Source organism: Paramuribaculum intestinale (genome assembly GCF_003024925.1).
In the GTDB taxonomy this organism is placed as follows: Bacteria; Bacteroidota; Bacteroidia; order Bacteroidales; family Muribaculaceae; genus Paramuribaculum; species Paramuribaculum intestinale.
The window spans coordinates 1-21,497 of sequence record NZ_PUED01000008.1; the positions used below are offsets into that span (position 1 = coordinate 1).

Here is a 21,497-nt window from a genome sequence, read left to right on the forward strand (position 1 = left end):
GTCGTCGAGCGGCAGGGCGGATTCGGGATTCCACCGGCCGAGCTGCGGCAGATTGCCCGATATGGCCAGGCGCCGCGACGGATCGATGGTTGGAGCCTCTATGGTCAGGGTGAGGTTGCCCGCCATGTCGTTGCGGGGGTGTGTCGGACGCCGGTTGACGACGTCGCGCAGCAGCGAGGAGTAGAACGGGGCGTCGGCCGGACGGTCGTGCCACCGGTCTTCGACCGACAGCGGCCCTCCCTGCAGCGCTATGGTGCGTGGCAAGCCCCATTCGGTGCGCACCGGCAGGCTGACGCCGTCGCACATCAGCAGGTAGGAGTAGCTCAGCGAGGCCGGAGCTTCGATTTCGGCTTCGGCCGTCCAGTGGCCGTCGCCGGTGTGGGTCATGATGAGTGCGGCGCCGGGGGAACCGTTGCCCAGTGCGGGGCAGTTGCCGCTGACAGCTATCTGCTCGCCCCACCGGGTGTGGTAGTGGATGTGGAATCTTACTTTCATGGCCTCATCCGCATTTAGAGGTGCCGCACGATGTGCATATCAGGCAGCCTTCCTGATAGATGAGGGTTTCCTGGCCGCAGTTGGGGCAGGTCTGACCCGAGGCTTTCATGCCGTTGGGGAGATATTTCTTCAGGGCGCGTTCCACACCCATTTTCCATGTGTTGATCGACTGTGAGTTGAGCTCCAGTCCGCCGACGAGTTTGATCACCTGGTCGATAGGCATGTCGTAGCGCAGCACGCCCGATATCAGTTTGGCGTAGTTCCAGTATTCGGGATTGAACTTGTCCGACAGTCCCTCGATTGTGGTCTTGTAGCCGCGCTTGTTGATAAACTGGAAGTCGTAGCGCTTGTTGCCCTTTTCGTCGACAGCCTTTATGATCTTGCCTTTGGTCACCGACTTGGGGCAGAAAATGCCGTCATCGTCGTCGGCCAGGCCGGTGAATATCTCGTAGGGGCGTCCGTTCATCAGACCCACGAAGGCGATCCATTTTTCTTTGTTGTTCTGGAATCTCACCACGTCGGCCTCCAGCTCCATCGGGCGCTTGGCCGCGTGGGGCACATGTGTGGCAGCTCCCGCCGTGTCTTTCTTTTTGTCGATGGATACGAGCACACCCGATCGCGAGCCGTCGCGGTAGACGGTGCATCCCTTGCATCCCGAGCGCCATGCCTCTACGTAAAGCTGGTTGACGAGGCTCTCGCTCACGTCCGACGGCAGATTGATGGTCACCGATATGCTGTGGTCCACCCACTTCTGGATGCGTCCCTGCATCCTCACCTTCTCAAGCCAGTCGACATCGTTCGAAGTCGCCTTCCAGTAGGGCGAGCGGACCGTTATTTCGTCGAGCTGCTCCTGTGTGTAGTCCTGACGCACCTCTATGCCGGCGGCCTGCATCCATGTGAGGAATTTGGGATGATACACGATGTATTCCTCGAAGGCGTCACCGCTGTCGTCGACGAAGTCCACCCTGACGTCGGTGTCGTTGGGGTTCACCTTGCGGCGGCGCTTGTAGACGGGCATGAACACCGGCTCGATGCCCGATGTGGTCTGCGTCATGAGGCTTGTGGTGCCTGTGGGCGCTATGGTCAGGCATGCTATGTTGCGCCGTCCGTGCTTGGCCATGTCGGCGTAGAGCTGCGGATCGGCCTCTTTCAGGCGCATTATGTAGGGGTTGTTTTTCTCGCGTTCGGTGTCGTAGATCTCGAATGCTCCGCGCTGGCGGGCCAGTTCCACCGATGCGCGGTAGGCGGCCAGGGCGAGCGAGCGGTGCACGAGTTCGGAGAAGTCGGTCGCTTCAGGGGTGCCGTAGCGCAGACCCAGCGCGGCGAGCATGTCGCCTTCGCCGGTGGTGCCCACTCCGGTGCGTCGGCCCATGAGGGTCTTGCGGCGTATCTTCTGCCACAGGGCAAGCTCGGTCTGCTTCACCTCGGCTGTTTCGGGGTCTGATGCGATCTTCTCGATTATGGCGTCGATCTTCTCGGCCTCAAGGTCGATTATGTCGTCCATGATGCGCTGTGCGGCGCCCACGTGTGCCGCAAACTTGTCGAAGTCGAATCGTGCGTGGTCGGTGAACGGGCCGTCGACATACGAGTAGAGGTTGATGGCCAGCAGGCGGCAGCTGTCGTAGGGGCAGAGGGGTATCTCTCCGCATGGATTGGTGGAGATGGTGCGGAAGCCGAGGTCGGCATAGCAGTCGGGCACCGACTCGCGTATGATGGTGTCCCAGAAGAGCACTCCCGGCTCGGCCGATTTCCAGGCGTTGTGCACTATCTTGTTCCAGAGCCGGGCGGCATCCACCTGATGTGTAATCTCCGGATCGGGGGAGTCGGTGGGGAAGCTCTGGCAATAGGTGGTGCCGTCGATGGCGGCCTGCATGAAGGCGTCGTCGATGCGCACCGACACGTTGGCGCCGGTCACCTTGCCTTCGGTCATCTTGGCGTCGATGAATTTCTCCGAGTCGGGATGCTTGATGCTGACAGTCAGCATCAGGGCGCCGCGTCGGCCGTCCTGGGCCACCTCGCGGGTGGAGTTGCTGTAGCGTTCCATGAACGGCACGAGACCCGTCGAGGTCAGCGCCGAGTTTTTCACCGGCGTGCCCTTGGGACGTATGTGGGTGAGGTCGTGTCCGACACCGCCGCGGCGTTTCATGAGCTGCACCTGCTCCTCGTCGATCTTGATGACGCCGCCGTAGCTGTCGGGATTGCCGTCGAGGCCTATCACGAAGCAGTTGCTCAGCGATGCCACCTGATAGTTGTTGCCGATGCCTGTCATGGGGCTGCCCTGGGGCACTATGTAGCGGAAATGGTCGAGAAGTTCGGTCACGCGCTCGTGCTGCATCGGCTCGGGATATTTGTTCTCGATGCGCACGATCTCGTCGGCCAGACGACGGTGCATGTCGGCCGGAGTGCGTTCATAGATATTGCCGTAGGAGTCTTTGAGCGCATATTTGCTGACCCATACGCGGGCGGCAAGCTCATCGCCGCCGAAATATTCAAGGGTGGCCTCATAGGCCTCGTCGTAGGTGTAGGTGTTCTTTTCCACTGCTTGAGGGGGTTGTGTTTTTTAGGTCTGCAAAGTTACGAAATAATTGAGTAACTTTGCAGACAAAAAGATGCTTATGCCTACAGATACATTTTTCACACGGCGCCGCACTGTGCGCCGTTATTCCGACCGTCAGCTGTCCGACGACACTCTGCGCGAGCTGTTCGAAGAGGCTTCCCATGCCCCCACCACCGGCAATATGCAGCTCTATTCGGCGGTGGTCACGCGGTCGGCCGAAATGAAGCGCCGGCTGGCTCCGATGCACTTCGGGCAGCCGCAGCTTCAGGGATGTCAGGCGGCGGTCACGGTGTGCGCCGATCTGCGCCGCTTCACGCGCTGGTGTGAGATTTCCGGCGCCGAAGCCGGATTCGACAATCTGCAGATGTTTTTCGCCGGTGTGCTCGATGCGGCGATGTTCGCACAGCAGCTGTGCACGGCGGCCGAAGGCCGCGGGCTGGGCACATGCTATCTCGGCACCACTACCTATAATGCTCCCGAAATAGCCGAGGCTCTGTCGCTGCCGCAGCTCGTGGTGCCCGTCACCACGGTGACCGTCGGCTATCCCGACGAGTGTCCCGCCGATCCCGGACGCCTGCCTGTCGAGGCCATAATGCATCAGGAGAGCTACGAGGACTTCTCCGATTCCCGTCTCCGCGAACTGTATGCTGCCAAGGAGGCCCGCGAGGATTCGCGGCGGTTCGTCGAGGAAAACTCGCTTGAGAATCTCGCGCAGGTATTCGCCCGGGTGCGCTATCCGCGGGAGTCTAACGAACGCTTCTCGGAGTCGTTTGCGGCTTTTATACGCAAGGCCGGCATCAATTTCTGAACATCACTAACGCACATACACCGACAATGAAACGTCAGGATTTTGAAATAATGGCGCCCGTGGGTTCCTATGAGTCGCTTCAGGCGGCCATCAGGGCCGGAGCCGACGCCGTCTACTTCGGAGTGGAGGGGCTCAACATGCGTTCGCGGTCGAGCGCCAATTTCACTCTCGACGATCTCCGCCGCATAGCATCGCTCTGCTCTCATGCGGGGGTGAAGACATATCTTACCGTCAACACTATCATCTACGACGACGACATACCGCTGCTCCACGATATTGTCGACGCTGCGGCCCAGGCGGGCATCTCGGCCATAATTGCGGCCGATCCGGCGGCCATATCCTGCGCCCGGAGCAAGGGCGTGGAGGTGCATATCTCCACGCAGGCCAATATTTCCAACATCGAGGCGGTGGAGATGTATGCGCAGTGGGCCGACGTTGTCGTTCTCGCCCGTGAACTGTCGCTCGACCGCGTGGAGGCCATCTACCGCGAGATCTGCTCGCGACCTGTGCTCGGCCCGTCGGGCAAGCCGGTGCGTATCGAGATGTTCTGCCACGGGGCGCTCTGCATGGCTGTCAGCGGCAAGTGCTACCTGAGCCTGCATGAGATGAATTCGTCGGCCAACCGGGGGGCATGCACCCAGATATGCCGCCGGTCATACACGGTCACCGACCGCGAGACAGGCGACCAGCTCGACATCGAAAACCAGTATATCATGTCGCCCAAGGATCTGTGTACGATCGGCTTTCTCGACCGTCTGGCCGATGCGGGCGTGAGGGTGCTGAAAATCGAGGGACGCGCCCGCGGACCCGAATACGTGGCCACCGTGGTCAGTGCCTACGACCGCGCGCTGCGCGCGCTGTGCGGCGAGGGAGTCTACGACCGGACGCTGGTCGACTCTCTGACAGCCGATCTCCGCAAGGTGTTCAACCGCGATTTCTGGGACGGCTATTATCTCGGCCGGCGTCTGGGAGAGTGGTCGGGCAAGTATGGTTCGTCGGCCACGCGTGTCAAGCATTATGCGGCCAAGGCGGTGAAGTGGTTCCCGCGCATCGGTGTAGGGGAGTTCATAATGGAGGCAGGCGAGCTGTGTGTCGGCGACGAGATCGTCATCACCGGGCCTGCCACGGGAGCGCTGATCACCACCGTGAGCGAGATCCGCGTCGATCTCCGGCCGGTCGATAAAACGGTCAAGGGAGAGGCATTCTCCATCCCTCTCCCTTCCCGTGTCAGGCCTTCCGACCGTCTGTATGTATGGCGTCAAACCGCTATGGCTGCGGCCAGCGGCGAAAAGTGACACCTGTCGATATCCGTCAGTATATCCGCCCTGCGATCACTGCCGCACGCTCTTTCCCTGCGGAGGCTGCGCGCTCAAGCATGGCGAGCATGACCGATTCGCTCGCCTCGGCCGACTGTGTGTAGCAGGCGGCCATCTCCGGATCGCTGCCTGCATATAGCCCGGCCAGTGTCCGGCGGCCGGCGGCGTGCGTGATCAGGCGTGCGGTCAGTCCGCGTTCGGCGTCGCTGAGCGACTCGGGAGTGTCTATGGCTATGATCTCTCCGTCGTCGGATACCACGGTGATGTATGGCGCCGCACTGGCTGCGGTCTGTGCTGCCGCAGCTCTCGCCGTCACGGCCAGCGCCTCGCGGTTGTCGGGGGTGAGCAGTCCGGGAGTTGATCGGCCAAGGCGTCTTCTGAGGGCGTTGTCGGCCAGTATTTCCGATATGATTGCGTCTATTGAGATTCCTGTCATTGTCTGGGGGCTTAATTGTTTCTGGAGCTGTTGGTGATGTGTTCTCTGTCAGGTGATCGGTTCTGTGCGTCGCAGGGAGCGTCGCCGCTGTCTTATCCGCTGATATAGCCTCAGGGCGGTCGATGGCTCGATGAAGAAGCCCGATGCGCCTCCGGCAAGCACGTGGGCAAGCGCTTCGCCGCGCCCTATTCCGCGTTTCTGTTGCAGCAGAGCCACTTTGCGCTCGATCTCTTCGCGGCGGCTCGCGGTCGACGGATGTTCGCGACGTCGGCGACGGGAGCTGACCGTCGGCCGGTGAAGATGGCGCATGGCTTGTTCATGGCTTAGATAATACGACGGCGCCGGCATCCGCGAGGCCTTCATGGCTATCTCGGCGGCTGTGAGCGAGCCGCCGCGGGCCGACTCCACCACCGTGCGGCAGGCGGCTATGAAGTCGCGGTCGCGCGGCGATAGAGTCTGATCCTTGGGTCGGTGTGTGGTTGGCATAGTCTTGAACGTGTGAAAAAGGTGTAAAGGGTGTGTGGTTGTGATGTCGGGTGATGCAAAGTTACGTCACGGCATGGGCGATAATCCGACACTACCGTGTTAAAACAGATAAATAAGTGTAGCCGATGTGATGTTTTTTCTTGCTTGTCAGGCGTAGGTCTCTGTTCTTGTTTCGCTTTGTATGCCGTCGATGAGGCGGTTGCGCGAGTCGACAAATGTAGCGAATGCCTCTATCAGGTCTATCAGTGCGGTGGTGGCGTTTCGTGTGCGGGCGTCGTAGAGGGCGGCCGAAGTGTTGCCGGTGGTGTCGCGTCCCTGCAGCGAGCTGTTCACTCCCGAGATCTGTTCGAGCATCGAGGTCTGGATCTGTAGCATCTGTTGGGCGCCGCAGTCGCCCGACGTGGTGAGCTGCCGTGGTTCCGACGAGCGTTCCGACGGTTTGAAGGGCACTATGGCGCCGGGTCGGCTCCACAGATCGGCCAGATCGGCCCAGCTGAGGTCGGACGGAAGCCGGTCGGTGGGGAAGAGCAGCACCCCCTTGGCCGATACGCTCATGATCTTTTCCATCAGCGTGATCATGCGGTTGATGATGCGTTGCTGATCCACTACATCCTCCACAAAGGAGTGGATCTCGCCGTCGGTCAGCGGATACATCTTTATGGCGAACGGATGCCGCCCGTGCGGCCACGGGGAGTCGTATTCGGCCATGACCGTGCCGTCGGGGGCTATCCACCGGCAGTGCCACCGCAGGGTGTCGCAGCGCTTCCAGCTGATGGGTCGGTGTGTGTTGTTCGGTTTGGTAGCGGTGCGGTGTGATTTGCGGCGGCGGTTTATGCGACGGAGTTTGGCTTCCTCCTCCGGATCTACTGCAAACGCCGACCCGCTCTCCGGGTCATAGCAGCGTGTGATGCTGCGTGTTTCGAGTGTCCATAGCTCCACGGCTCTGCACCGGCCGGGCGATGAGGGGCGCATCATCTCCTCTATGGCTTCGGAACTGTAGCCGGTGTCGCTTCGGCCAGCTCGGTTTATGTCAGGGTTTAGATATATCCGCTCTATTGCACGGCGTCGGGCGGTGTCGTGGCGTCCGAGTCTGACGGTCAGCTCCCGAAGGCTCATCTCGTGGATCATCCCTGCTACCTCTATGTCGGCGCCGCGCGGATCGAGGTAGCGGTTGACGAAGAAGCGTTCGGGACTGACATTGTCCACCCACACCCCCTCGCCGTCGAGCCGTTTCTCCGCCACCACGCGCTGCACCGCGCATCCCGATATCAGGAATTCTTCAAGCATTCTCGCATCCATTTCGCGCAGGCTGTTGCGGCGGGCTGTCGTGGCGTCGGTGCCGCAGTCATTCTGGCAGAAGTCACGCCGGTAAAGTCCCACTACGCTTTTCACGAGCTGCCTTATGAGATTGTTTGTCATCGGTCGTTCGCCTCCGTTTCCGGCTGCCTCGCCTTCGCTGACGGTCAGCCCCGACGGGAGTCTGACCGGATCCGACCACTGGTCGCCGTAGGTGTAGCGTTTCAGCCGCCGGCGCTGTTCGCGCAGCGTGCTTCCGGCCATCCATGCCGTCGCAGCGAGTTTCAGTGCGTTTTCGTCGTTATGCATTGTCATCATTTTTTAATTACAACATTCGGCGAGAGAGTGGAGCATGGCCGCGGTGAGCAGATATTCTCCGTCGGGTGGCATCACTACGGCCGTTATACGCTCGGCCGCGGGTCTGTCGCCGTCATAATCGCCATATAGGGTCAGATGCCCTCCGCCGTGATCCACGGCCACCGGTCGGCATCGCCCGGCGCGGCCGTAGGGGTTGCCTTGGTCGGCGGCCGCCTCGCTCTCCGGAGTGGTCATGAGTGCGTCGGCTCTCCATCCGCGCAGCCTCACGGTGGCGGCTCTTATGGCGCGTGCCGGCATATACAGGTCGCAGCTCGAATGGTCGTCGGCGCGTGCGGCGAGTGTGGCCGTGGTCGTGCAGTCGGTAAGCGGCAGATCAGCCGCGTCGGCGTCGGTCATCATCTCTTCGTAGCGCATCCGCAATGTGGTTCGAAGCCATTGGTCGGCCACCGGGGCGTCCTCGCGCGTTATCTCGGTCTCTCCGTCTGCGTCGCCCGAAGGCTCCATGCAGCGCGCGAGTCTCACGCGCTGCAGGAGTTCATCTTCGGTCAGTCTGATCGTGACTGCCATAGGTCAGACGCTGCGGGTCACTCTGACGTGCGACTTCGGATGGCGCAGAGCCAGACAACTCGCTTCGGTGGCTACCACGGCTTCGGTGTTGCGCTGTCCCGATTTGCGCAGGTCGAGGCGCTCCACCTTGAAGGGTACGTGCACGTACTTCACCAGATACTCGGGGTCGATCACCAGGCCGTCGTACTCATGGCCGCACTGGTCGAACACTTCGGCATGGATCACGTAGAGCGAGCCGAACTTCGAGCGTATCTCCGAGAAGTCTATCCCCCAGTGGGTCACCTTGTCGGAGGCCTGCGCCACGCGGGTGTAGCTGATCTTGTTGAGGAGGGCTGTCAGTTCGCTTCCGGCCAGCAGCACTTTGCGTCCCGAGCCGGCGTTGGTGCCTGTGAACGCGCTCTTCATCAGGTCTATCAGAGTATTCTCGTTGATGGTCGTATAGCTGAAGTCGCTTCCGGCCTGGTTCCAGATGCCGCCGGTGAAGAGCACTTCGTCGGAGCGCAGCGGGTCGGTCACTCTGGCTTTGGTGCCGAATAGGAAGCTTTTCTCCATGCCCAGCCGCATGTCCATGATCGCTACCTCCTCCTGGTCGCTGAAAGTCCACCCGGTTTCCTTGGCGCTCTGGCGGGCGAGAATGCTCTGTTCCACTTGAGCCTTAAATATTTGACAGTAGTTTCGGGCTTTGCGCGGAAGGGCTTCGAACTGAGGCGTCTGCACATCGAGCTCGGCTGCGGCGCGTCCCATTCTGACGAGGGTCTTGCCGTTGATCTCTTCGTCGGTTTCGCCGCTCTCTCCGGCGTTGACGGCTATCACGTGAAGTCCCTGACCGCCTTCGCCGCGCCCCACCACGTAGAGCACCAGCGCCGGAGCCGCTTCGCCGGAGCTGTCGGCCACACCCTTGGCACCCATCACCATTATAGTGTCGGTCGGGGCGAAGATGTTGTCGTTGTCGGTAGCTATCTCATACACCGTGCGGCCGCTGCCGTGCTGGTCGTTGAGCGCTTTCAGGTCGCCTATGCCGCGGGCGCTCTGGGCCTTGGTGTCGACCGAATAGTAGTCGACCACCATCGACGCGGCGCGGCGGGCGCCTATCATGCGCGAGATCTGGTCGACAGGAGTGGCCATCGGTCTGACGCGCGCCACGCGGCTGTCTACGTCGTTGCGAAGCAGATCGCCCGAGACTTCGCGGATGTTCACGGTGGTCAGCGGGCCGTCGGCCACGTGGGTGCCTCCGGCCATGCCGTCGGCTTTCACAGAAATTTCTCCCATAATTGTTCTTGGATTTAGTCGTATTATTAAATAGGTGTGTTTTGTTTTTGGCAGAGATCGTGATGCCGTCAGGTCAGTCCCATGCCGTAGGTCGTATGCGGGTCAGGAATTCGTTGTCAATCTCCAGTCGGCTCTGTCGCTCCTCCTCGGCGTCGGTCAGATGACGGTCCTCCCACATCGAGCGGTGGCTCCGGTGCTGTAGCTGTTTTCTCTCCTCCTCGGCTCCCTCACGGCGTCCGCGTTCATATCCCTTGCTCTCGGCCTCGGCTATCATCCTTACCACCTCGGCGAGTTTCATGTCGCCGGTCGTCGGTGTGGCCTCTGTGCCCGGTGCGACTCCGTCAGCCTCGGGTGGAGTGCTGTCGGCGGGCGGATTCTCGTTGTCGGTTGGTTGCGGTTCTGTCAGCTGCAGGCTCTCCCCTGTGGCCTTGGCCTGTTCTTCGGTCTGTTCTTCTTTCATAGTCGTTCGTGGTGTTGTGTTGTTATGCGTTGACAATGCAAAATTACTCCACGTCGACCCCCTTTTCTCTGCGCGTTTGTCGCGTCTGTCGGTTCTCGGTCGATCCCTTGCAGCGGGTCATGATTGGGTTCACGGAAGCTCCGGGATCACCTGCTTCACCTCCTTGAACCAATACTCCCGCCCGTTGTCGAGTATCAGCCGCCCGGTGCGTTCCACCCGGGCTATGCCGGCTCTGAACACTTCGCCGCTCGCCGCATCCTCCCACAGATGCCGGCCCTCGCGGCGCCACAGCCTCGCGGCGTAGCTCCGCTCTATCTCGTCGGCACCGGCAGGGAGCATGGCCGTCAGCCGCGCCACGCGCTCCACCAGAAGCCGGGCTGTTGCGGCCGTATCATACTCCTCCCCTGTGAGCTGACGCATGCTCACCGGATTGGGGGCATCGCTCCGCCACACGCTCTGATTTACATTAAGCCCTATTCCGGCTATGGCGCGGCTTATGCGTCCGCCCTCGAGTCCGCATTCTATCAGTATGCCCGCTATCTTCTGTTGGCCGACGTAGATGTCGTTGGGCCACTTCACTTCGGCCTGAACCCCTGTCAGCTCGGCGACCACACCGGCCGTGGCTATCGCCACAGCTTCCGACACCATGAACTGCTCGCGGGCCTCAACACCCTCCGGACGCAGCATCACCGACAGTGTCACGTTCTGTCCCGCCTCGCTCTCCCAGCTGTTGCCGCGCTGTCCGCGTCCGGCAGTCTGGCGCCGCGCCATGATGGCGTAGCCGTGGGGCAGCGCTTCGCGGCGGTCGGTCTCGGTCATGACGCTGTTGGTCGAGCCGGCCTCGTCCATGATGGTCAGCAGTGCCTGATGTGTGCTGTCGCCGGCGGACGGGCCGGCGCTTTGAGCGCTCTTTGCGTGTCGGTATGATTCGTGCATTTTCTACGTTGAATGAATTGTATTATATATGCAAAATTACGGAAAAATTACAATTTTCAAGAATTGACTGTTAAAATCGGAGAATTTATCGCTGTGTCCTTGCGAGATTTATTAAAAACGATTAAATTTGCGCTTTGATAATTTTCGTTGACACATTTTCACGTCTCTCTGTAGCCGGGTGTCGCGGAAGTTTCGCTCCGCTCCGTCGCTGACGGCAAGGAGCACGGATTCAGCCGCGTGACGCGGATTCCGGTGTTGACCAGTATTGACAGTCACATATTGTATAATTATTTTTTAGTATGAAAAAGTTGTTTTTGTTACTCATGACCGTGGCTATGTTTGCGGTTGCTTCCGCCCAGGAACGCACCGTGACGGGTCAGGTCATCTACGCCGGCGACGGCGAGCCTCTTGTAGGCGCCTCTGTCCTTCCGATAGGAGGGGGCGTGGGATGCTCCACCGACATCGACGGTAATTTTACACTTAAAGTCGGTGCCAATGTGAAGCGGCTCAAAGTCAGCTACGTCGGCATGAAGACTGCTGAAGTCGACATCACATCCGACAAGATGATCATCAAGCTCGACGATGCCGAAAACCGACTCGACGAAGTCATGGTCGTGGCCTACGGTACAGCCACTAAGGAGGCATTCACCGGATCGGCCGCCGTCATCGACGCTTCGCAGATCGAGAAGTCGCAGGTCAGCAACGCGCTCAACGCCCTTAACTCGAAAGTGGCCGGAGTGCAGCTCACCAATGCTTCAGGAGCTCCCGGCACCACCACACCCACTATCCGTATCCGTGGTATCTCTTCGATCAACGCCGGCAACGCGCCGCTCGTGATCGTCGACGGAGCACCCTTCTCGGGCGATATGAACACCATCAACTCGCAGGATATAGCATCGATGACTGTGCTTAAGGATGCTGCTTCCAACGCGCTCTATGGTGCCCGCGGTGCCAACGGTGTCATCCTCATCACCACCAAAAAAGGACAGCTCGGAACGGGTGCCACTGTGACAGTCGACGCCAAATGGGGCGCCAACACACGTGCCACACAGGACTACGACCTCATCAAGGATCCCCGTCAGTACTACGAGGTCTACTACAGCTCCCTCAACCGCTACGCGATGGACAAGATGCAGCTCAGCTCGCAGGCGGCCTACCAGTGGGCCAACCAGAACCTCACCGCAGCCAACGACTACGGTCTCTGGTATCAGACCTACACCGCACCTCAGGGACAGTATCTCGTGGGTGAGAACGGTAAGTTCAACCCCGCCGCAACAAAAGGCTACATGCGCTCGTATCGCGGTGAGGAATACTGGATGGAGCCCGACAACTGGCTCGACGCTTCATATAAGAACAGCCTCCGTCAGGAGTACAACATGAGCGTGAGCAACGGCACCGACCAGACCTCATTCTATGCATCGGCCGGATTCCTCAACAACGAAGGTATCACACCAAACACCGGATTCAAACGCTTCACCGGGCGACTCTCGGCCGACACACAGGCCAAGTCGTGGCTCAAACTCGGCGGAAGCATGAGCTACACACACTACTCCGCATCGCGCATGTCGGAGGACGGAACGAGCAACTCGTCGGGCAACATATTCGCTGCAGCCACCGAGGTAGCTCCCATCTACCCCCTCTTCATCCGCAACGGACAGAAGGACATCATTATCGACCAGAACGGCATCAAGCGCTATGACTACGGCGACGGAGAGAACGCCGGACTCCAGCGTCCCGTGTTCGGACAGTCCAACGCTATCTCCAGCACTATTCTCGATACCAACAAATACAACGGCAACGCTCTCAGCGGCTCAGGTTTCGTGGAAATCCGCTTCCTCAAGGACTTCAAGTTTACATCCAACAACTCGGTTGACTACAACGAAACACGCTACAGCTCTATCACCAACCCCTACTACGGAGGATACGCTTCATCCAACGGTATAGTCACCAAGACCTCCACCCACCGTCTGAGCACCACATTCCAGCAGCTCCTCAACTGGAACCACATGTTCAACGGCGTGCACGAAGTGACCGCCCTCGTTGGCCACGAGTTCTATCAGGATAAGTACAACTACCTCTCGGCCAACCGCTCGAATATGTTTGATCCCTCCAACGACGAACTCGATGGAGCTATCCTCTCGGGTGAGTCTGGATCTTACCGCACCTACTACAACAACGAAGGCTGGCTCTTCCGCGGACAGTACAACTACGCTCAGAAATACTTCGGATCGGTTTCGTTCCGTCGCGACGCTTCATCGCGCTTCCACCCCGACAACCGCTGGGGCAACTTCTGGAGTGCCGGCGGAGCATGGATCATATCCAAGGAAAGCTTCTTCGACGTTTCGTGGGTCGACATGCTGAAAATCAAGTTCTCTTACGGTGAACAGGGTAATGATAATATCAACAACTTCCTCTACACCAATACCTACAACATCATCAACGGTTCGGGCATGCCCGCAGCCACCCCCGCCACCAAGGGCAACCCCGATATCTCCTGGGAGAAAAACGGCAACCTCAACGGCGGCGTCGAGTTCGACTTCTTCAACTCGCGCCTCTCGGGTAGCATCGAAGGCTTCTACCGCAAGACATCCGACATGCTCTCATGGTTCCCCCTCCCCCCGTCGTTCGGCTACACCGGCTACTGGGACAACATCGGCGACATGACCAACACCGGTGTCGAGGTCGACCTCACTGGCACAATCATCAACACCCGCGACATCACCTGGAGCGTCAACGCCAACCTTACCTACTACAAAAACAAGATCTCCTACCTCCCCGAAGAGCGTAAGACGATGGATATCGACGGATATCGCGGATATTCATCCGGCACCCACTTCTACGGCGAGGGACTTCCCCTCTACAGCTACCGCATGTACCGCTACGCAGGTGTCAGTCAGGAGGACGGTACAGCTCTCTACTACCACAAGGTCCTTGACGAAAACAAACAGCCTACCGGTGAACTTGAAAAGGTTTCATACGACAAGCTGACCAACAATGACTACTTCATCCTCGACAGCGCTCTGCCTAAGGTCTACGGCGGATTCGGCACGCAGCTGACCGCCTACGGTTTCGACCTCTCGCTCGACTTCGGTTACTCGATCGGCGGCAAGGTCTATGACGGCCAGTACGCTCTCTTCATGGGCAATCCCACCTCAGGCTCGAAAGGCTACAACTGGCATGCCGACATACTCAAGGCATGGACTCCCGAAAAACCCTCCAGCTCCATACCGCGTCTGCAGTACGGCGACCTCTACGCCACTTCGACATCCGACCGTTTCCTCGAAAGCGCCGACTACCTGAGCCTCAACACCATCAACTTCGGATACACGCTGCCACAGAACATCACTGCCAAGATGTTCCTCACAAAACTCCGTGTCTATTTCCAGGCCGAGAACGTATGGCTTTGGACAAAGCGTCAGGGCATCGACCCCCGTCAGTCGCTCAGCGGCTCTATCAACAACACCTACTATGCGCCCATCCGCACACTCAGCGGTGGCCTGACAGTGACGTTCTAAACTTTTCAAACGAATTACACAATGAACAACATATTCAAGTCATTACTGGCTGCAGCAGTCGTAGCGCCCGCGCTTACCGGCTGCGTTGAGGAAACATTCCCCACCAGCGGAGCCACACAGGATCAGCTGGCCGCTTCCTCCAAGGCCACCGAGGCCCTCCTCTGGGCTATGCCGGCCTACTACAATACATTCGACATCATGGACAACGGTCAGGCCTACGACTGGGGCTACGGCGCGCTTATGCATGTCCGCGACGTCATGACCTCCGATTTCGCAGTTTGCGCTTCGGGCTACGACTGGTTCTCTGCATGGGAGCAGAATCAGTATATCGGTCCGATGTATATGCGCACGCAGTGGTACTGGAACTTCTACAACAAACAGGTGCTCACATGCAACAACCTCATGGCATCGTTTGATCTCGCCACTGCCGACGAGGCGCAGAAGACCTTCTACGGAGCCGGACTCGCTTTCCGTGCGTCGACATATCTCGATATGGCTCGCGTATATGAGTTCCTGCCCAACGACGGAACATCCTCTGTCAACCTCAACGGCAACGACGTAGCCGGACTTACCGTGCCCATCGTTACCGAGAAGACCACCGAGGCCGAGTCGCGCAACAATCCCCGCGTGCCCCGTCAGCAGATGTTCGAGTTTATCATCGGCGACCTCGACCAGGCCGAGCAGCTCATCGCTTCCGGCGTTCAGACCTCCGACGACTGGCACAACATCCCCGACATCGCCGTGGTCTACGGACTCAAGGCCCGCACATACATGTGGGTTGAAGACTATCCCAAGGCTGCCGAATATGCCCGCAAGGCCATCGACACCGGCAAGTACGCTCCGCTGACCCGCGAGGAGTGGCTCAGCACCACCGACGGATTCAACAACTCCCAGCTCGGACGCTCATGGATGTGGTGCGCCAAGACTATGAAAGAGGACGCATGCGTGCAGTCGGGCATCCTCAACTGGACCGCATGGGCATCCAACGAGGCGCAGTACGGCTACGCCGCGGCAGGTCCCTACAACATGATCAGCGTCGCTCTCTACAACAAGATGAGCGACCGCGACTTCCGCAAGCTCTCATACAAGGCTCCCGAAGGTTCTGTTCTGGCTGGCCAGGAACCGGTTATCGATGCAGCTTTCGCAGCTACGCTTCCCGCTTACTCTTCGTTCAAGTTCCGTCCCGGAGCCGGCAACATTGACGATTACAATGTCGGATCGGCTACATGTCTGCCATTGATGCGTATCGAGGAAATGTATCTCATCGAGGCCGAGGCCGTGGCTCACACCGCTCCCGCGCAGGGCAAGCAGCTTCTTGAGGACTTCATGAAGACATATCGTTACAATGTTTACTCCTGCCGTGCTACTGACAAGGACGGTATTATCGACGAGATCTTCACCCAGAAGTGCATCGAGCTGTGGGGCGAGGGACAGACTTTCTTCGACTACAAGCGTCTCAACAAGCCAGTTGTCCGCGGCTACGAAGGTACCAACTTCCAGCAGTCGGCACAGTTCAACACCACCACACGTCCCGCATGGATGAACTTCTGTATCGTTGAAACCGAAGGCAACAACAACGAGGCTGTCAAGGACTGGAACAACCCCGATCCCTCTGACTGCTACCCCTCGCTCAAATACTAATCAAGCATCATAATACTTTTTAGAATATGAAATTCAACAAAATACTCGCTCTGCCGGCCCTGGCCCTCACTATGTGGGGACTCGGTGCCTGCACCGACGAGGTGAAATATGATCCCGCAGAGCAGCTCTCCACGCCGCAGGTCTATTTCCCCACTACAACACCGTCCGCTGTCGACATCGAGGAAAACCAGACATCCGTCACTGTCAACGTCGAGCGCGTCAACACTTCGGGTGCCATCACCGTGCCTGTCACTGCCACTGCTACAGTAGGCGGAGAGGCTACCGACATCTTCACCGTGTCGAGCGTGGCTGCTTTTGCCGACGGATCGGCTACTGCTCCCATCTCCATCGACTTCGACTTCTCGAAGATACAGCAGGAAACCAAATATACCATCAGCCTTGCCATCGAGGGCGCTGATCTGACTCCTTACGGCAAGTCGCAGCAGACCATCACGCTGCAGTATGCTCCCTGGACCGCATGGACTAAAGCCGGTGAGGCTGTATACACATGCTCTGCTTTCGGATTTACTGAGTCGCAGCCTGTTATGACACGTACGTCGCTTGTCAACCCGGATCTTCAGGAGTTCAAGTTCGCTGCCGGAACTCTTTTCCCAAAAGAGATACTTGTGCAGCTCAATAAGAAAACCAACATCGTTACTGTTCCGCGTCAGGCTACAGGCGCCAAGAATGGAGAATATGAGGTTCAGATCTGCGATTTGTACACCTTCACCACGCAAGTGGCTGGCGGGCTTGACTCGACTCCTTATGAGAAAACAAGCCGCTTCGACCAGGCTACAGGACTGATGACCATAAATATGGCTTATTTCTGGGACAAGGGTGCAGGACAGCTTGGATGGACTGGCCCGGATGGCTTCGACTATATGCAGCTCCCGGGATACCCTGACTATGAGATGATGGTCAGCAACGACGGTTCGTTCGTAAGCGAAGACAGCAAGGAGTATGCCATACTCAATGTTGTCAAGGGCGCTGATGTTGCCAACTACGCTTTCCGCATCTATCCCGGAGCGCTTGGCAATGCTGATATCGCCCAGAAAGTCGCCGATATAAAGGCCGCTATAGCAGCTGATACGGAAAGCCTCTACAGCGCAGGCAGAAGCTTTGAGATCCAGATGACCACGACCGGTTATTATACCGTTGTCATCCTCCCGGTCAATGCCGCCGGAGAGGCGCAGACCGAGTATGTCTATACATTCCGTTATGAGATGCAGACTGTCGACTGGAATGCAGGATGGAAGACTGTTACTAAGGTCGTTGACGACCAGGAAGTGCCTGTGCAGGCTCTTTACAGCGATGCATTCTTCGCAGGTCTGATCACGCGTCAGCCCATGCAGTGGTTCGTTACCGTTCAGGAAAGCATCAAATACCCCGGTTACTACCGTATCGTTAAACCGTATGCAACAGAGCTTGACGAAGATGGAACCACAGTGGGAGATTACTACGGTTATCCCTGCGATCGCGGTCACTTCTACGTTTACATCGATGCTACCGATCCCGATAATGTTGTGGTAGAGCCCTCTTCCATAAGCATGGGCTTTGCAGTCGGAAGCGCTAAAAGCGGTAAGCTTGTCGATGGCACCAAGTTCGTGTTCCCCGCTCAAAGTGTAGGTATTTACAATGGCGTAGATCCTGCAACAGGAGAATATCTGTGGCGTTGCGCATGGAACGAAGAGTGTGCGATCCTTGATCTCGATCCGAAAGCCGACGATGAAGAAGAAGCTTCGGTTTCTTCTGTCAAAGTGCCTTACGCGGTTTCGGCCAAGCCCGCAGCTAAGGTTGCAGACCACGGTATGCCTGTGAAAGTTCGTAAGCCTATGTCAAAGACATATACTGTCAAGGCACTCTGAATCGATTATATGCAGTGACGGTGTCGGATCTGATGCCGTCAGTGTGTTGGACAAGCATTCTATACCTGTTGAGGGGCTGCGTCATGCGATGCAGCCCCTCTGTCTGTTTCCTCCTTTTTGCGTTCGAGGCATTCAGCCCAGGGTATGATTTTGCCGTTTAGGGAAACTTTCTGTAATTTTGCGATGTTTCTACTTGTGAGAAATTAATGACTCGCAAAATTGGCTATTAGTGATTTTTGAGAGTTACTTACCGTTTGTTAATCTATAATCCACTTCTAAATGAACTTCTTCCGACATCTTGTCATCCCGGCACTTGCAGCTGTAGCCACTGGTTGCGGGCACCGCAGCGCAGCGCCGGCCACCGATCCGTCGGCATATATGCCGCTTGATTCAATAGCGCTTGCCGACTCGGTCAGCCGCGACGGATCGCAGGCATCGGTCAATATCCGGCTCGTCTATCCTGTAGGAGGAGATGCCGCGGCCGACTCCATCCGTCAGTGGATAGCCGACGTCATGTCGGCGGCATCGGCCGGAGAATATGGCCCCACGGCCTTCACTGCCTCCGGAGCTGAGTCGGTCCCGTCGGTGGCGCGTGAAGTGGCCGATTCGCTTCTGGCCATGTCGGCTCGCGATTTCGCTTCCATGCGCTCCGAAATGCCCGACAGAGATATGTCCTATACATTCGATTACTCCGCCGACACCGTGGCCGTAACCCCGGGCTACGCCACGTTCAGTTTCAGCGGCTACACTTACCAAGGAGGCGCCCACGGCTCGGCATACGTCATCCCTGCTCTGTTCGCCCTCCCTTCAGGCCGGCAGATCACATGGGACTCGCTGATCGCTCCCGGCAAGCAGACCCAGCTGCTCGACATGATACGCCGCGCGCTCATGGAGCAATACTTCGAGGTGTCGACCACCGAGGCATTGGCCGACATGCTCCTGGTCAGTCCGTCGGAGATACAGCTTCCCGCCGCAGGCCCGGCACTGACGCCACGCGGACTCGAAGTCATCTACCAGCAATATGAGATCGCACCCTACGCAGCCGGTATGCCCTCCTGCACCATCCCCATGGACGACCTCCGCCCCCTTCTCGACCCCTCCCTCCACCTCTGATCCCGCTCTCACTCTCTTCTCTCTACTCTCTCCTCTCTACTCCGACAGAATATACGATTACTTCGATAGCTCTGATTACTTCGATCCCCCCGAAAAAATCCACGCCCGAAGGCTCTTGGCTCTCCGGGCGTGGATTTTTTTTATATTGCAGGCAGCGCGTCAGCGTATGAAAAGCAGCTCGCGGTATTTGGGCAGAGGCCACATCTCATTGTCGACCATCAGCTCAAGCTTGTCGATATGATAGCGGATAGTGTCCATGTGGGGCACCACACGGTCGTGGTAGGCCAGAGCCTTCTCGCGCTCCGACTCCAGACGGTTGGCCACACGGCGGTCGTCGACCATCGCGGCCACCTCCTCGCGTATGACGGTGATGTGCTGGGTGAGTTTCTCGATCGAGTCGGTCACCGAGGCGGTGAGATCCGTGCGGTCGATGCCAAACACCTGACGCATCTTCAGCACATTGTCGAGAAGTATCGACTGATACTGCGTGGCCACCGGTATCACATGGTTTATTGCCAGATCGCCGAGCACACGGGCCTCGATCTGCACTTTCTTGGTGTACATCTCCCATTTCACCTCGTTGCGGGCCGCAAGCTCCACTTCGGAAAACACTCCCGTGGTGCGGAACATATCCACCGACGATTTGCGCTGATAAGCGTCGAAAATCAGCGGCACCGACGTCTCGCAGTCAAGACCGCGGCGGGCAGCCTCCTCCTTCCATTCGTCTGAGTAGCCGTTGCCGTCGAAATGTATCGCTTTCGACGATTTGATCAGGATGTGGATCTCCTCAAGTATCGCGTCGTTCTGGCTCAGGCCGGAGGCCATCCGCTCGTCGACGGCTTTCTTGAAGAGTATGAGCTGCTCGGCTACGGCTGCGTTGAGCGCTATCATGGCGGCGCCGCAGTTGGCCGAAGAGCCGACGGCGCGGAATTCAAACCTGTTGCCGGTGAAGGCAAAGGGCGAAGTGCGGTTGCGGTCGGTGTTGTCGCGCATGATCTCCGGTATCTGACTCAGGTTCAGCTCCAGCTCCTTGCGTGCGGCCAGATTGGTAAGCTCGGCGTTGGTGGAGTGCTCGATGCGCTCAAGTATGCCAGCTATCTGCGAACCCATGAATATCGATATGATGGCCGGGGGAGCCTCGTTGGCGCCCAGACGGTGGGCGTTGGTGGCCGACATTATCGATGCCTTGAGCAGGGCGTTGTGGCGGTGTACGGCCGCCATCACGTTGACCGTGAAGGTCAGGAATCGCAGATTGTCGGTGTGGCTGCGGCCGGGAGCGAAGAGCAGGGTGCCCTTGTCAGTGCCGAGGCTCCAGTTGTTGTGTTTGCCCGAACCGTTGATGCCGGCGAAGGGCTTCTCGTGGAGAAGCACGCGGAAGTGGTGGCGGCGCGCCACCTCGGCCATCACCGACATGATCAGCTGGTTGTGGTCGTTGGCCAGATTGGCTTCCTCGAATACCGGCGCAAGCTCAAACTGGTTTGGGGCAACCTCGTTGTGGCGTGTCTTGGCGGGAATGCCGAGCTTGTGGCACTCTATCTCGAGGTCGAGCATGAACGCCTCCACGCGCGAAGGTATGGCACCGAAATAGTGATCCTCGAGCTGCTGGTTCTTGGCCGATTCATGCCCCATGAGGGTGCGGCCTGTGAGCATCAGGTCGGGACGCGCCGAGTAAAGGCTCTCGTCGACAAGAAAATACTCCTGTTCCCAGCCAAGATACGTGCGCACATGCTCCACATCCGGATCAAACATCTTCGCCACAGCGGTTGCCGCCTTGTCAACGCTGTTGAGCGCGCGGAGCAGGGGAGTCTTGTAGTCGAGGCTTTCGCCTGTATAGGATATGAATATGGTGGGTATGCACAGGGTGTTGCCTATGATGAAGGCCGGCGACGATATGTCCCATGCCGAATATCCGCGGGCCTCGAAGGTGTTGCGGATGCCGCCGTTGGGGAAGCTCGACGCGTCGGGCTCCTGCTGCACGAGCAGCTTGCCGTTGAAGCATTCGATCACTCCGCCCTTGCCGTCGTGCTCTATGAAGGAATCATGTTTCTCTGCGGTGGTTTCGGTCAGAGGCTGAAACCAGTGGGTATAGTGGCGAGCGCCGTTGTCGAGCGCCCAGCGCTTCATCCCTTCGGCCACGCTGTCGGCCACTTCACGCTGCAGAGGCTGTTTGTTGTCGATTGCGCTGCAGAGCGCCTGATAGGTGTCGGCAGGCAGGTATTCAAACATCTTCTGGCGGTTGAACACATACTTGCCGTAATACTTTTCGGGTCTTTCACTCGGGATTTCCACCGGGTCGGCCTTGCGGTTAAACGCTTCATCGACCACTTTGAATCTCAATGATTCCATCTTTTCGTTAGCTTTAACGGTTAATATTTATTGTTGTTCCGGCTTTCGAGCTATCTACCGGCCGGGTCTTTTG

Annotated in this window: 16 protein-coding genes; 6 read left to right on the forward strand and 10 right to left on the reverse strand. The window is 58.3% G+C overall.

The annotated features are described in order from the left end of the window. Window positions 1-495 (reverse strand): carbohydrate-binding module family 20 domain-containing protein (locus C5O24_RS01485; RefSeq protein ID WP_275541801.1); only part of this gene is annotated, 495 nt, incomplete at its 3' end. A 4-nt stretch (window positions 496-499) separates the two neighbouring features. Then, window positions 500-3,034: an adenosylcobalamin-dependent ribonucleoside-diphosphate reductase gene (locus tag C5O24_RS01490; protein ID WP_107035039.1), complete on the reverse strand. Its 2,535-nt coding sequence runs from the start codon at window positions 3,032-3,034 to the stop codon at window positions 500-502. Window positions 3,035-3,110: 76 nt separating this feature from the next. Here C5O24_RS01490 and C5O24_RS01495 point away from each other — a divergent pair, with 76 nt between their 5' ends. Beyond that, window positions 3,111-3,860 carry a nitroreductase family protein gene (locus tag C5O24_RS01495; RefSeq protein WP_107035077.1) on the forward strand — a complete coding sequence of 250 codons (750 nt, stop codon included), beginning with the start codon at window positions 3,111-3,113 and terminating at the stop codon, window positions 3,858-3,860. A gap of 26 nt (window positions 3,861-3,886) precedes the next feature. Continuing rightward, a complete protein-coding gene (locus tag C5O24_RS01500; RefSeq protein WP_107035040.1) occupies window positions 3,887-5,155 on the forward strand; it encodes a peptidase U32 family protein in 1,269 nt (422 codons plus the stop codon). A 16-nt stretch (window positions 5,156-5,171) separates the two neighbouring features. Here C5O24_RS01500 and C5O24_RS01505 read toward each other — a convergent pair whose 3' ends face one another. The 7 genes from C5O24_RS01505 to C5O24_RS01535 all read right to left on the reverse strand — a co-directional run bounded on the left by C5O24_RS01505 (window position 5,172) and on the right by C5O24_RS01535 (window position 10,944). After that, the gene (locus C5O24_RS01505) at window positions 5,172-5,612 is read right to left on the reverse strand and encodes a hypothetical protein (protein WP_107681359.1); all 441 of its coding nucleotides are present in this window, start codon (window positions 5,610-5,612) and stop codon (window positions 5,172-5,174) included. A 48-nt stretch (window positions 5,613-5,660) separates the two neighbouring features. Beyond that, a complete protein-coding gene (locus C5O24_RS01510; RefSeq protein WP_107681360.1) occupies window positions 5,661-6,098 on the reverse strand; it encodes a hypothetical protein in 438 nt (145 codons plus the stop codon). Window positions 6,099-6,245: 147 nt separating this feature from the next. After that, window positions 6,246-7,712: a portal protein gene (locus C5O24_RS01515; protein WP_107681361.1), complete on the reverse strand. Its 1,467-nt coding sequence runs from the start codon at window positions 7,710-7,712 to the stop codon at window positions 6,246-6,248. 3 nt (window positions 7,713-7,715) lie between these two features. Next, window positions 7,716-8,279, reverse strand: a complete 564-nt coding sequence (locus C5O24_RS01520; RefSeq protein WP_107035044.1) for a hypothetical protein — start codon at window positions 8,277-8,279, stop codon at window positions 7,716-7,718. Window positions 8,280-8,282: 3 nt separating this feature from the next. Next, the gene (locus tag C5O24_RS01525; RefSeq protein ID WP_107035045.1) at window positions 8,283-9,548 is read right to left on the reverse strand and encodes an SU10 major capsid protein; all 1,266 of its coding nucleotides are present in this window, start codon (window positions 9,546-9,548) and stop codon (window positions 8,283-8,285) included. A gap of 73 nt (window positions 9,549-9,621) precedes the next feature. Continuing rightward, entirely contained in the window at window positions 9,622-10,008 is a 387-nt protein-coding gene (locus C5O24_RS01530; protein ID WP_107035046.1) for a hypothetical protein, read from the reverse strand. Between the two features lie 129 nt (window positions 10,009-10,137). After that, the gene (locus C5O24_RS01535; RefSeq protein ID WP_107035047.1) at window positions 10,138-10,944 is read right to left on the reverse strand and encodes a biotin--[acetyl-CoA-carboxylase] ligase; all 807 of its coding nucleotides are present in this window, start codon (window positions 10,942-10,944) and stop codon (window positions 10,138-10,140) included. Between the two features lie 299 nt (window positions 10,945-11,243). On the opposite strand from C5O24_RS01535, the gene C5O24_RS01540 reads away from it, so the two are divergent. The 4 genes from C5O24_RS01540 to C5O24_RS01555 all read left to right on the forward strand — a co-directional run bounded on the left by C5O24_RS01540 (window position 11,244) and on the right by C5O24_RS01555 (window position 19,078). After that, window positions 11,244-14,459 (forward strand): SusC/RagA family TonB-linked outer membrane protein, encoded by a 3,216-nt coding sequence (locus C5O24_RS01540; RefSeq protein WP_107035048.1) that lies wholly within the window; start codon window positions 11,244-11,246, stop codon window positions 14,457-14,459. A gap of 21 nt (window positions 14,460-14,480) precedes the next feature. After that, the gene (locus tag C5O24_RS01545; RefSeq protein ID WP_107035049.1) at window positions 14,481-16,100 is read left to right on the forward strand and encodes a RagB/SusD family nutrient uptake outer membrane protein; all 1,620 of its coding nucleotides are present in this window, start codon (window positions 14,481-14,483) and stop codon (window positions 16,098-16,100) included. 26 nt (window positions 16,101-16,126) lie between these two features. After that, a complete protein-coding gene (locus C5O24_RS01550; protein ID WP_107681362.1) occupies window positions 16,127-17,965 on the forward strand; it encodes a hypothetical protein in 1,839 nt (612 codons plus the stop codon). A 279-nt stretch (window positions 17,966-18,244) separates the two neighbouring features. Continuing rightward, a complete protein-coding gene (locus tag C5O24_RS01555; RefSeq protein WP_107035051.1) occupies window positions 18,245-19,078 on the forward strand; it encodes a DUF3298 and DUF4163 domain-containing protein in 834 nt (277 codons plus the stop codon). A gap of 159 nt (window positions 19,079-19,237) precedes the next feature. Here the strand turns inward: C5O24_RS01555 and C5O24_RS01560 are convergent, their stop codons facing one another. After that, window positions 19,238-21,424: a glutamine synthetase III family protein gene (locus tag C5O24_RS01560; RefSeq protein ID WP_107035052.1), complete on the reverse strand. Its 2,187-nt coding sequence runs from the start codon at window positions 21,422-21,424 to the stop codon at window positions 19,238-19,240. Between the last annotated feature and the right edge of the window lie 73 nt (window positions 21,425-21,497).

Bases quoted from the DNA above. Each gene is read 5' to 3' on its own strand.
- C5O24_RS01555 (WP_107035051.1), top strand. From the start codon at position 18,245: ATGAACTTCTTCCGACATCTTGTCATCCCGGCACTTGCAGCTGTAGCC.
- C5O24_RS01520 (WP_107035044.1), bottom strand. From the start codon at position 8,279: ATGGCAGTCACGATCAGACTGACCGAAGATGAACTCCTGCAGCGCGTG.
- C5O24_RS01525 (WP_107035045.1), bottom strand. From the start codon at position 9,548: ATGGGAGAAATTTCTGTGAAAGCCGACGGCATGGCCGGAGGCACCCAC.
- C5O24_RS01535 (WP_107035047.1), bottom strand. From the start codon at position 10,944: ATGCACGAATCATACCGACACGCAAAGAGCGCTCAAAGCGCCGGCCCG.
- C5O24_RS01550 (WP_107681362.1), top strand. From the start codon at position 16,127: ATGAAATTCAACAAAATACTCGCTCTGCCGGCCCTGGCCCTCACTATG.
- C5O24_RS01540 (WP_107035048.1), top strand. From the start codon at position 11,244: ATGAAAAAGTTGTTTTTGTTACTCATGACCGTGGCTATGTTTGCGGTT.
- C5O24_RS01545 (WP_107035049.1), top strand. From the start codon at position 14,481: ATGAACAACATATTCAAGTCATTACTGGCTGCAGCAGTCGTAGCGCCC.
- C5O24_RS01515 (WP_107681361.1), bottom strand. From the start codon at position 7,712: ATGATGACAATGCATAACGACGAAAACGCACTGAAACTCGCTGCGACG.
- C5O24_RS01510 (WP_107681360.1), bottom strand. From the start codon at position 6,098: ATGCCAACCACACACCGACCCAAGGATCAGACTCTATCGCCGCGCGAC.
- C5O24_RS01560 (WP_107035052.1), bottom strand. From the start codon at position 21,424: ATGGAATCATTGAGATTCAAAGTGGTCGATGAAGCGTTTAACCGCAAG.
- C5O24_RS01500 (WP_107035040.1), top strand. From the start codon at position 3,887: ATGAAACGTCAGGATTTTGAAATAATGGCGCCCGTGGGTTCCTATGAG.
- C5O24_RS01495 (WP_107035077.1), top strand. From the start codon at position 3,111: ATGCCTACAGATACATTTTTCACACGGCGCCGCACTGTGCGCCGTTAT.
- C5O24_RS01530 (WP_107035046.1), bottom strand. From the start codon at position 10,008: ATGAAAGAAGAACAGACCGAAGAACAGGCCAAGGCCACAGGGGAGAGC.
- C5O24_RS01505 (WP_107681359.1), bottom strand. From the start codon at position 5,612: ATGACAGGAATCTCAATAGACGCAATCATATCGGAAATACTGGCCGAC.